General features: G+C 57.1%; 12 protein-coding genes. 4 read left to right on the forward strand and 8 right to left on the reverse strand.

Annotated features, from left to right (window positions below; genetic code table 11):
• The first annotated feature begins 8 nt into the window (after nucleotides 1-8).
• On the forward strand, nucleotides 9-758 hold the full coding sequence (gene pgeF, locus AC4GMC_RS05030; RefSeq protein WP_487878584.1) for a peptidoglycan editing factor PgeF: 750 nt from the start codon (nucleotides 9-11) through the stop codon (nucleotides 756-758).
• Nucleotides 759-1095: 337 nt separating this feature from the next.
• Here the strand turns inward: pgeF and AC4GMC_RS05035 are convergent, their stop codons facing one another.
• The 3 genes from AC4GMC_RS05035 to AC4GMC_RS05045 are packed head-to-tail and all read right to left on the reverse strand — an operon-like array spanning nucleotide 1096 to nucleotide 2879.
• A complete protein-coding gene (locus tag AC4GMC_RS05035) occupies nucleotides 1096-2163 on the reverse strand; it encodes a 5-(carboxyamino)imidazole ribonucleotide synthase (RefSeq protein WP_487879200.1) in 1068 nt (355 codons plus the stop codon).
• Nucleotides 2156-2644 (reverse strand): 5-(carboxyamino)imidazole ribonucleotide mutase, encoded by a 489-nt coding sequence (purE, locus tag AC4GMC_RS05040; protein ID WP_487879199.1) that lies wholly within the window; start codon nucleotides 2642-2644, stop codon nucleotides 2156-2158. The genes AC4GMC_RS05035 and purE overlap by 8 nt, the downstream gene beginning before the upstream one ends.
• Nucleotides 2645-2657: 13 nt before the next feature.
• Nucleotides 2658-2879, reverse strand: coding sequence for a YdcH family protein (locus AC4GMC_RS05045; protein ID WP_038004456.1), 222 nt, complete (start codon nucleotides 2877-2879; stop codon nucleotides 2658-2660).
• A 176-nt stretch (nucleotides 2880-3055) separates the two neighbouring features.
• On the opposite strand from AC4GMC_RS05045, the gene AC4GMC_RS05050 reads away from it, so the two are divergent.
• Both AC4GMC_RS05050 and AC4GMC_RS05055 read left to right on the forward strand, forming a co-directional pair.
• Nucleotides 3056-3469: an Hsp20 family protein gene (locus tag AC4GMC_RS05050; RefSeq protein ID WP_487876765.1), complete on the forward strand. Its 414-nt coding sequence runs from the start codon at nucleotides 3056-3058 to the stop codon at nucleotides 3467-3469.
• Between the two features lie 4 nt (nucleotides 3470-3473).
• Nucleotides 3474-3704, forward strand: a complete 231-nt coding sequence (locus AC4GMC_RS05055; RefSeq protein WP_487876766.1) for a DUF1150 family protein — start codon at nucleotides 3474-3476, stop codon at nucleotides 3702-3704.
• 60 nt (nucleotides 3705-3764) lie between these two features.
• Here the strand turns inward: AC4GMC_RS05055 and AC4GMC_RS05060 are convergent, their stop codons facing one another.
• Both AC4GMC_RS05060 and trxB read right to left on the reverse strand, forming a co-directional pair.
• The gene (locus tag AC4GMC_RS05060; RefSeq protein ID WP_487876779.1) at nucleotides 3765-5819 is read right to left on the reverse strand and encodes a bifunctional sulfate adenylyltransferase/adenylylsulfate kinase; all 2055 of its coding nucleotides are present in this window, start codon (nucleotides 5817-5819) and stop codon (nucleotides 3765-3767) included.
• Between the two features lie 571 nt (nucleotides 5820-6390).
• Nucleotides 6391-7347, reverse strand: coding sequence for a thioredoxin-disulfide reductase (gene trxB / locus AC4GMC_RS05065; RefSeq protein ID WP_487876767.1), 957 nt, complete (start codon nucleotides 7345-7347; stop codon nucleotides 6391-6393).
• Nucleotides 7348-7517: 170 nt separating this feature from the next.
• On the opposite strand from trxB, the gene AC4GMC_RS05070 reads away from it, so the two are divergent.
• Nucleotides 7518-8018, forward strand: coding sequence for an Lrp/AsnC family transcriptional regulator (locus tag AC4GMC_RS05070; RefSeq protein WP_487876768.1), 501 nt, complete (start codon nucleotides 7518-7520; stop codon nucleotides 8016-8018).
• Between the two features lie 12 nt (nucleotides 8019-8030).
• Here AC4GMC_RS05070 and AC4GMC_RS05075 read toward each other — a convergent pair whose 3' ends face one another.
• The 3 genes from AC4GMC_RS05075 to rodA all read right to left on the reverse strand — a co-directional run.
• Entirely contained in the window at nucleotides 8031-8654 is a 624-nt protein-coding gene (locus AC4GMC_RS05075) for a Hint domain-containing protein (protein ID WP_487876769.1), read from the reverse strand.
• Nucleotides 8655-9004: 350 nt separating this feature from the next.
• Entirely contained in the window at nucleotides 9005-9940 is a 936-nt protein-coding gene (locus AC4GMC_RS05080; RefSeq protein ID WP_487876770.1) for a 2-hydroxyacid dehydrogenase, read from the reverse strand.
• On the reverse strand, nucleotides 9933-11064 hold a 1132-nt coding region (gene rodA, locus AC4GMC_RS05085), incomplete at its 5' end, for a rod shape-determining protein RodA (RefSeq protein WP_488089462.1). The genes AC4GMC_RS05080 and rodA, both read right to left, overlap by 8 nt.

The following is an 11064-nucleotide window of genomic DNA, read 5'->3' on the forward strand; positions in this document are numbered from 1 at the left end:
GTCGTTTGATGGGGCTCGAAATCCTTAAATCCGAAGTGCTGGGCGCTGTCCCGCATGGTTTTTTCACACGCAAAGGCGGGGCATCCTCCGGTGTGTTTCAGGGGCTGAACTGCGGCAGCGGATCATCGGATATGTCTGACGCGGTCAAGCTGAACCGTGCGCGGGTGGCAGCGGCGATGGACGTGCCGGACTTGGCAAGCGTGTTTCAGGTTCACTCTGGCGATGCCGTGGCGGTCACTGGATCTGGCCGTGCGTTGGGTGAAGCTGATGGTATCGTCACTGCAACACCGGGCGTTGCTCTGTCGATCCTGACAGCCGATTGTCAGCCAGTGCTATTTCATGACCCGAAGGCACGCGTTATTGGAGCAGCCCATGCTGGGTGGAAGGGTGCCATTGGCGGCGTGCTAGAAGCCACCGTCGCAAAAATGGAGGCCCTTGGCGCAACGGCGGGCAATATCCGCGCCGCGATTGGTCCATCGATCAGCCAGTCTGCCTACGAAGTTGGCCCCGAATTTCTGGATCGTTTTATGGAACAGGCCCCTGAGGCCGCAACGTTCTTTGCCAAGGGGGCCGGGGAAAAGTACCTTTTTGATCTGCCGGGTTACGGGCTGTCGCGTCTGCGCGCGCTTGGTGTTGCGGCTGCGGAATGGACGCAGCATTGCACCTATTCAGACCCCTCGCGGTTCTTTTCCTATCGCCGGGCCACCCATGAGGGTGAGGCCGACTATGGGCGCTTAATCTCGGTGATTCGGCTGTAGCTGGGCAATTTTTCTTCAGTATTGACACAAAACCGTCGTTAACGTTTGTTAATGCTGGCTGCGAAACAGTGGGTCGCCGATAAGGTACGCTTTCGCGAAAAGTGTTGCGAGGCGGACCAAAAAACACGAATTTTAGTACCGCATAGCCCTCCCCTGTAGGGAGAGCGTTTCGGGCGGTGAGGACCGCTCGGGGCACACCGAGGCCCTGACATGGAAAATAAATCCATGGGCTTAGGGAATTTAGCGAGGGGCGTCGTGCCGTTGCGCGGCGGCTCGTAAAAAGTAATTTTTATGAAGTAACACGGGCACGTCCTTTGCGGGGCGTGCCCTTTTTCTTTTAGCCAATAATGCGGTTCACATGGCCCATTTTTCGGCCCGGCTTGGCCTCTGCCTTGCCGTATAGGTGGACCTGAGTGCGAGTGGCGCGCATCTGCGCTTTCAAGTCCGCGACATCGTCTCCGATCAGGTTCAGCATTTCAACATCGGCGTGGCGCTGACCATCGCCCAATGGCAGGCCGACGACCGCACGAATGTGTTGCTCAAACTGATCCACAGCGCAGCCCGCTTGGGTCCAGTGACCTGAGTTGTGCACACGTGGGGCAATCTCGTTCACGATTAGCCCATCTGAGGTCACAAACAGCTCAACCCCCATAACACCAACATAATCGAGCGAGGTCAGAATTTTGCCCGCAAGCAGTGCCGCGTCCATTCGCTGGCTGCCGGTGAGGCGGGCAGGAACGGTTGTTGTGTGCAGAATGCCATCGCGGTGGACGTTCTCGCCGGGGTCAAAACAGACGACTTCGCCAGTAAGGCCTCGCGCCGCGATGACCGAAACCTCATGACTGAAGTCGACAAATCCCTCAAGGATTGCTGGTGCACCGGCCATCGACGCCAGTGCATCGGCCGCATCATCCGCTGTCTTGAGACGCGCTTGACCTTTACCATCATACCCCAACGTGCGGGTCTTGAGGATCGCGGGCGCACCGATCGCAGCAATCGCGGCATCAAGGCTCGCCGCATCGCTGACATCTGCAAACGGGGCAGTTTGCAGGCCTAATTCTTGAAGGAATGTCTTTTCTGTCAAACGGTCCTGAGACGCCGCAAGTGCCGCACGTCCGGGCCGGATGGGTTTGAGCGTTTCCAACAAATCCAGTGCTGCTGTTGGGATATTCTCGAACTCATAGGTAATGACATCCACGGCATCGGCAAAGGCGCGCAGTGCGGCGTGATCATCATAGGGGGCTGTCGTGACCTGCTCGGCCACATGGCCCGCAGGGGGCTGCGCACCGGGTTCAAAGATATGGCACCGATAGCCCAGGCGTGAGGCTGCAACCGACAGCATGCGTCCCAACTGCCCGCCGCCCAAAATACCAATTACGCTACCAGCGGGGAGGGCATCACTCATCGGTCGGCTCCTGCGGGATTGATGCGGAAAGTGCCGCGCGCCACCCATCCAACCGTTCTGCCAATGCTGGGTCTTGAAGCGCCAGAATGCCCGCTGCCATCAGGCCCGCGTTGGCTGCACCAGCCGCGCCGATTGCCATGGTTGCCACCGGATAGCCCTTGGGCATCTGTACGATAGAATAGAGGCTATCCACCCCCGATAGCGCCTTGGTCTGGACCGGTACGCCGATCACCGGGACCCGCGTTTTGGACGCCATCATACCGGGCAAATGCGCGGCCCCGCCGGCACCAGCGATAATAACCTGAAGGCCACGGCCAACAGCCTCGCGGCCATAGTCCCACAAACGATCAGGCGTGCGATGCGCCGACACAATGCGGGCCTCATAAGCGATGCCAAGATCATCCAAAACAGAAGCGGCTTCCTTCATCGTGGGCCAATCCGATTGGCTGCCCATGATGATACCGACAGGCGGTGTAGTCATTTTCGCCGTCCTTTTATGCGATAATATCGGGGGTAAGCTCGTCCTCGACCCGTGCGATCTGGTCTTTTAGGTGGAGCTTTTGTTTCTTGAGCCGGCGGAGCGTTAGCTGATCGGCCGTGGCCTGCCCACCTAACGCGTCAATGGCTACATCAAGGTCACGATGCTCGCGGCGCAAAACTTCTAGTTTTACACGCAGGACCTCTTCGTGGGTCATCTTGTCAGGCTGTGGCGTCATGGGTGGCAGCTATCGGCATCAAGGTCACGTGACGTGAAAGCTTTTCTTAGCGTCATTTTAGGTCTCAAGCAAAGGGGCATTGCATCAAAGACGATGCAATCCCATATTAATTCTATGCGCAGGGTGCCGCGTGTCGGGCCTTTGCGTGCGTTAATCGCTTCTCGAAGGGTTACCTGATGACGAAACTTACCTTGGCTACTCATCCGTTTTTGCTCGGTTTTGATGAGCTAGAGCGGCTGGTGGAGCGGACCGCGAAATCCGGCAACGACGGATATCCGCCCTATAATATCGAACAAACGTCCGACAATGCATTTCGGATCACGTTGGCTGTGGCTGGCTTTGCCGAAGAGGATCTGTCGATCACTCTTGAGGACAAACAGCGGGTGATCCGTGGGCGCTCGACCGACGACAGTGAGGGGCGCGTGTTTTTGCACCGTGGCATTGCGGCGCGTCAATTCCAGCGATCATTCGTGTTGGCGGATGGTGTCGAAGTTGCGGGTGCCGCGATGGAGAACGGGTTGCTGCACGTGGATATGAAACGTTCGGTGCCAGAGACCGTTGTTCAAACGATCAAGATCAAGAAAGGGTAAGGATATGACAGAGAATTTTGACATTAAGGCCCCTGAGGGTGACGCGCCGCTGGTATACGTCCGCCCGGTTGAGGTGGCGGATTTGCCCGAAGCTGTGCGTGCCGAAGCGGGTGATGTAGAGACGCTCTATGCCTTGCACCGTCCCAACGGTCAGCAGTTGGCGTTGGTTCGGGACCGCAAACTGGCATTTGTACTGGCTCGCCAGAATGACCTTACGCCGGTGAGCGTGCACTAAATCGATGTATGGCGGGGGTGTCCCCGCCATAGCCTGTCTTTGGGGATTGGGGCGCGCAGCCTATTTGGCTGAGATCAACCCCATGCTTTCCAGCTTAAGCAGAACTTGTTGGGCGCAATTGTCCACTTCGTACCCTTCAGTATCGACCACCAACTCGGCTGCGGTGGGTGCCTCATAGGGATCGGAGATCCCAGTGAATTCCTTGATCTTGCCCTCCCGCGCCAGCTTATACAGACCCTTGCGATCCCGCCGTTCACATTCCGCTAGTGCGGTGGCGACGTGGACTTCAACAAAGGCACCGAACTGTTCGATATCCTCGCGCACGGCGCGCCGGGTGGCGGTGTAGGGTGCGATGGGCGCACAGATCGCGATCCCGCCGTTCTTGGTGATTTCGCTTGCGACATAACCGATACGGCGAATGTTCAGATCTCGGTGTTCTTTGCTGAAACCCAGTTCCGAGGACAGGTTCTTGCGTACGATATCCCCATCTAGCAACGTCACGGGGCGCCCGCCCATTTCCATCAGCTTGACCATCATGGCGTTGGCAATGGTGGATTTGCCCGAGCCGGAAAGCCCGGTGAAGAACACGGTGAAGCCCTGCTGCGATCGGGGTGGTGATGTGCGACGCAATTCATTCACAACCTCAGGGAATGAGAACCATTCTGGGATCTCAAGGCCTTCACGCAGGCGGCGACGCAGTTCCGTGCCCGAGATATTGAGGATGGTTACATCATCTTTGTCGGTGATCTCATCGCTGGGTTCATACTGGGCGCGCTCTTGCACATAGACCATGTGCTTAAAGTCGACCATTTCGATGCCCATTTCTTCTTGATGGGCGCGGAATAGGTCCTGCGCATCATAGGGGCCGTAGAAATCTTCGCCGGCTGAGTTTTTGCCTGGGCCTGCGTGGTCGCGTCCAACGATAAAGTGCGTGCAGCCGTGGTTGGCGCGGATCAGCCCGTGCCACACCGCTTCGCGCGGGCCGGCCATGCGCATTGCAAGGTTCAAAAGGCTCATGGATGTGGTCGCTTGCGGGTACTTGTCCAGCACCGCCTCATAGCAGCGTACGCGCGTGAAGTGATCCACATCGCCGGGTTTGGTCATCCCAACAACGGGGTGCAGCAGCAGGTTTGCTTGCGCCTCACGAGCCGCGCGGAACGTCAATTCTTGGTGGGCGCGGTGTAATGGGTTGCGCGTTTGGAAGGCAACGATGCGGCGCCAGCCCAGCTTGCGGAAGTATGCGCGCATTTCGTTGGGTGTGTCGCGGCGTGCGCGGAAATCGTAGTGAGTGGGCGGTTGAATGCCCGTGATTGCGCCGCCCAAATAGACGGGCCCCGCCGTGTTGTGCAGATAGTTGACTGCCGGGTGGGCCAGATCGTCTGCGCCAAAAACCATCTCTGCTTCACGGGCTTTGTTGGGTCGATACGCATCTGAAATCGAAAGGATCGCAAGGATCACGCCTTCTTGGTCGCGCAGGGCAATGTCTTGCCCAGCCTCAATGCCTTCGGCAAATGCCTCGGACACATCTAGGGTGATCGGCATGGGCCAAAGTGTTCCATCCGCTAGGCGCATATTTTCCACGACGGAGGTGTAATCTTCTTGGCTCAGAAACCCTTTGAGCGGGCTGAAGCCGCCGTTCATCAATAGCTCAAGATCGCAAATCTGGCGCGGGGTCAGGTCCCAACTGGGCAGGTCTCCGGCATCTACTTTCAGTTTCTGCGCGCTGTCTTGGCTAACATACAGTTCTTGAATCGGGGTCAGATTGGAATTCATTGGAAATGTCCTATTGAGAGGAGGAAGAAAGCTGCTGCCGGAGCCGGATAGTTCGACATGCAGAGCGTGATATTCGGCGCGCTTGCGCGCTAGGAAGTGATCCGCAAGGCGCGCTTTGGTCGCTGCGCCTTTGGTCGTGAGGGTGTAGTTGAACCGGGCCCGTTTGTCGGGGCCGGGTCTATCAGAAATAGTGATCAAATCCTCTGCGCTCAGGGCGCGGAGCAGGGTGTTGAGCCGCCCAAGCGAGATGCCCAACGCTTCAGCCGTCGTTCGCTGCGATTGTCCGGGCGCAACATCAAGTTGTCGCAGAAGGCGAAAACGTAGATCGTCGTCAGCATGCATATTTTGAAAAGGGGTTGTCAAAATGGACTCTATGAAATGTGTTCAATGGTGAACGCATTTCATAGACTTTTCAAAACTCAAAGAGAAATCGACATCAATGCGGCAATTTTCTTGGGTTTGGTATCGTTTCGCAGGGCTTTGGGAAAAGGGGCGCCCTCAGTTCGGGATAGGCCAGACTCGCGCCTCAGAAATCGCTTCGCGCCGTTTGCATCAGAGGTCTTCCTTGATGGCTTTCATCATGAGATCGATCGCTGCTTCTGGATTGTAAATATCAATCGGAACAATGCAATCTGAGGGTAAGCCTTCTTGGGTAGCCCTCCGTCCTTTTCAAGGGCGAGATACTACTTCGAGGGTAAGATGGGCAGTCCTGCAATTCGGAAGCAGCGTAGGTAAAGGGTAGCTTTCACGGCTATTCACCAAAAGCACATCAGCGTCTACGCAGACAAGACGCCTATGGGCAAAGCGATCATCGTTCACTTCCTTGGCGAAATCCGGCGCCTTCTAAACGATTGATGCGGCCGGAATGTCTGTGCGGATTTGCCCCCGAATGGGTGCGGTCATAAAAGAATCTCTAGCTCTCTTCTTCTGCCAAGAACTTCTCCGCCTCAAGAGCGGCCATGCAGCCCATTCCGGCGCTGGTGACGGCTTGGCGATAGATGTGGTCTGTCAGATCACCTGCCGCAAATACGCCTGGGATTGAGGTCGCTGTGCTGTCGGGTTTGGTGACGACGTACCCGCCCATGTGTGTCTCGAGCTGATCTTTGACCAGTTCGGACGCTGGCGCATGGCCGATGGCGACAAAGAAGCCTTTGCAAGGCACTTCGGTTACCTCACCGGTGCCCACATGGCGAGCTTTCACGCCCTCAACGCCGAGAGGCGTCTCAGATCCGATGACTTCATCAACCGAGTGGTTCCAAAGAACCTCGACTTTTGGGTTCTTGAACAGTCGGTCTTGCAGGATTTTCTCGGAACGCAGCGTGTCGCGACGGTGGATCAGCGTCACCTTGGATGCGAAGTTCGTAAGAAACAGAGCTTCCTCAACGGCGGTGTTCCCGCCGCCGATGACCACAACCTCTTGGCCGCGATAGAAAAAGCCGTCGCAGGTGGCGCAGGCCGAAACGCCAAATCCCTTGAATTTCTCTTCGGAGGGCAGGCCTAGCCACTTGGCTTGAGCGCCAGTGCACAGGATCACAGCATCGGCAGTATAGATCGTGCCGCTGTCGGATTGGGCGGTGAATGGGCGCTTGGACAGGTCAATGCTCGCGATGTAGTCGGCAATGATTTCGGTGCCAACAGCGCGGGCGTGGGCCTCCATATTCACCATCAAGTCAGGGCCTTGAATTTCGGTCTCGCCGGGCCAATTTTCCACCTCGGTCGTGATGGTCAGCTGCCCGCCGGGTTGGATGCCTTGTATCAACACAGGCTCTAACATCGCGCGCGAGGCGTAAACGGCCGCCGTGTAGCCTGCGGGGCCTGAGCCGATGATTAAAACGCGGGTGTGGCGGGTTTGGGGCGAGGTGTCGGACATCGGCGCGCGGCCTCCTGAAAATACGCTGGCAGCCCGATATAAGCGGCGCGAGCGAGGGATGGAAGGCCTCGATTAGAGCTTCGCATTTCTTGCGCTGAAGTGAAACATTGTTGCGCATGTCTGGTGCGCAATGTAAGATATGAAAATCGAGGCGTGGAGGACACCGGACCGTGGCTATATCAAAATTAGATCCAATCGATAGAATGATTCTAGCAGAGCTTCAGGCCGACGGGCGCATGACCAATGTCGAGTTGGCCAAGCGTGTGGGCATCAGTGCGCCCCCCTGTTTGCGTCGTGTTCGTAGCCTTGAGGAAGCGGGTTACATCCGTGGTTTTCATGCCGACGTGGACGCGCGCGCGCTGGGTTTTGAGGTGCAGGTGTTCGCCATGGTAGGGCTGCATTCGCAGGCCGAAACAGACCTGAGCGCGTTTGAGGCAAAATGTGCCGATTGGCCACTGGTGCGTGAGTGTCATATGCTGAACGGTGAGATCGATTTTATCCTGAAATGCGTGGCACCGGATTTGTCGAGCTTTCAAAGCTTTTTGACTGGGCAGCTGACATCTGCAGAAAATGTGGCGAGCGTCAAAACCTCACTGGTAATCCGTGGGGCCAAGGATGAGCCGGGCGTTCCGTTCGACGTACTAGAACAGCGGCTTGAGCAAATAGCCTAAGCACACGACACGCTAAAAGACCTCAAGATTACGAGCTTCTGACACAGATAGATGTGCGATGCGCTGCGGTCCAAATCCGTTGCGTGCACTGAGGTGCGGGAACAGCCGCGCCAGTTCACGCAGGCTGTCTTGGTTCAGCAGATGATGCGCGTTGCGGCAGGGGTGGAAGCTCTCGATGGGCAGACCGTTTGCAATGACGGCCTCATGGCTGTGCACCGCCAAGTTGTAGACGGTCACCTCACTGGCGGGCAAAATGCGGGTGACGTTGTAGCTATCCTCAAAGGCGGTGATCGGCGCAAAGCCCATGTCTTGACCGACCAGCTTGCGGCACGCGGGTGTACGCAATAGCACCGCAGCGGCATGGGCCAGCATCAAATCATGGGTAGGAGCATTATGACCAAAGGCTTCGGCGCTGACGCGGTATAGTGGAGCGCGCGTCTGGGTGCTGGGTCCTGCGCCCTCTGCATAGCAATGAGAGCCGATCCATTGCACCTTTGCCGGCGGGCCAAAAGCTGTGTTGACCATCATGCCGGGGATCAAATCTTCAATCGCGATCTGGCCTTCAGGCGTATTGAGCAGGGTGCCTCTTGCCAGACTGGAGACAGCCGCCTCTATCACTTCTGATACAGGTAGCATCCGGGTTTCCCATTCGGGGTGCCCTTGTGCATTTAGCCAAGACAGATCGAATGAGGCGCGAGGTCTACCTGCCGCTTCCTTCTGTGAGGGGCGTATAGATGTGGAGGACCTGAAGACGGAATTCATGGCAGGCTTTCAGCGTGACGGCCCCCACCGTTGTGTCCCTAGTATCGCCTTTAGCGCGTTATTTTCTCAAGTTCTGTCAAAGAAACAATAGGTTTCGATCACAATGCGCGCTTATGGTAATCACTGTCGCGCCGCCCATGCCCAATCGGCCACAGGCGTGCAACAGTTTGACCCTATCCAAGGCACAAGCGTGCAAGCCGGGGCCAACACGCGGCGAATCTACGTCAAAGGTCTGTTCTGTCCACAACGTGTAGAAACGGCTCGCCGCGCTCATTTCGTGCGATATTGGCTGCGATCTGCTCTGATGCAGTATCGGAACGAGTCTCGCTTGCGATGTGCGGCGTGACGGTCACGCGGGGGTGACGCCAATACGCGTGCTCTGGTGGCAAGGGCTCGACCCGGAAGGTATCAAGCGTGGCGTGCGCAATTGCACCACTGTCCAGAGCCGCCAGAAGGGCTTTATCATCGATCAACCCGCCACGCCCCGGGTTCAGCACATAGGCCCCTTTGGGCAATAGGCTGAGCCGTTCGGCGTTTAACAGATTTTCGGTTTTGGAGGTCAGAGGCGTCAGAAGGATGAGGATTTCAGAGTGGCTCAAAACCTCGTTCAAGCCTTCCTCTCCTGTGTAGTTGGTCACACCGGGCACGTTTTTGGCGGACCGGCTCCAGCCCATAACCTGAAAGCCGAGCCCCGCGAGGGCTGCGCCGCAGGCCCCGCCCAATTCACCCAAGCCCAAAATGCCCACCTTGCGCCGGGACATCAGCGGGGTCATCGCCCGGCCAGACCGCCACTGACCGTCTTGGCCGTGGATATGGGTATCGATGTCCATGTGGTGCCGGAGCGTGTGGGCCAGCACCCATTGCACCATGCCATCGGTTAACCCTGGATCGACCATGCGCATCAAAGGCGCGGTTAGCGTCTTGTTCCCGATGACATCCTCGACGCCTGCCCATAGGTTCATGACCCCTTTTAACCGCGTATAGGGCCGAAAATCTTGGACAAAGCTGGAGGGGGCATAAACGATGTAATCTACGTCTTGCGGGGTCATTTCGGGCGCGATGACGGCATCCGTCAGGCCCTCAGCATCTAGGGCTCGGCGCAAATGGGGGGCGTAGTCCGACCACATTTCAGGGCGGTCAGCAAAGAGAATATTAACCATTACGGGTCCTTGGTCGATGGATATGTGCGGATTGGACGACCCCAAAGCCGACCATAAGAACCAGCATGGCGGAGCCGCCATAACTGACAAGTGGCAAAGGCACGCCGACGACCGGAGCCAAGCCCATGACCATCGACATATTTACCGCAAAGAACAAAAAGAACGTCACCGCGATGCCGAGTGTCACAAGAGACGAAAACCGGTCTCGGTTGCGTAACGCTGAGATGACGCAGAATACGATGATCAGCGTATAAAGCGTCAGCAGGGACAGCGCGCCGATAAAGCCGAACTCTTCAGCCAGCGTGGTAAAGATAAAATCCGTGTGCTTTTCGGGCAGAAAATTCAGCCGTGATTGCGTGCCTTGCATATAGCCACGCCCGGTCCACCCACCAGAACCAAGCGCAATCTTGGATTGAGTGATGTGATAGCCTGCGCCCAAAGGGTCGGTTTCGGGGTCAAGAAAGGTGTCGATCCGGCGATATTGGTAGTCCTTCAGGATCTGCCAACTGGTGCCTTTGGATTGTAGAACCGCAGTCACCAGTCCCACGCCGGCCGCGATCACCGTCGCAAAATAGGCCCAGTGGACGCCCGCGAAAAACATCATCGCCCCGCCGCCGGCCAGCAGCAAAATCGCGGTACCAAGGTCGGGCTGCATAAGCGTAAGCATGACCGGCAGCAGGATCAGAGCCACTGGGATCATGACCCAAATCGGCCGTGAGGCTTTTTCGGCCGGAAGCCAGTCGTAATAGGCTGCCAACATCATGACCAACGTAATCTTCGTAAGCTCGGATGGTTGCAGTCGCATGAACCCAAGGTCGATCCACCGCTGCGCGCCCATGCCCACGACCCCCACGAATTCCACCGCCAAAAGCAGCGCGATTGAGATCGCGAACAACAGCGCAGACAGATTGCGCCAAAGCCAGATGGGGATCATCGCGACGATAAACATTGCCGCAAGACCTAGACCAAATCGTTTAAGTTGCGGCTCGGCCCATGGGCTCCAAGACCCCCCGGCTACGGAGTACAGCTGCATCACACCAATTGCCACAACGGCCGCAATCAACACGACCAGCGCCCAGTTCAGGTGCAGCACTTTGCGCAGACCCGATGGGACCTGCGCGACA

It is taken from the genome of Thalassobacter sp. (assembly GCF_982993085.1).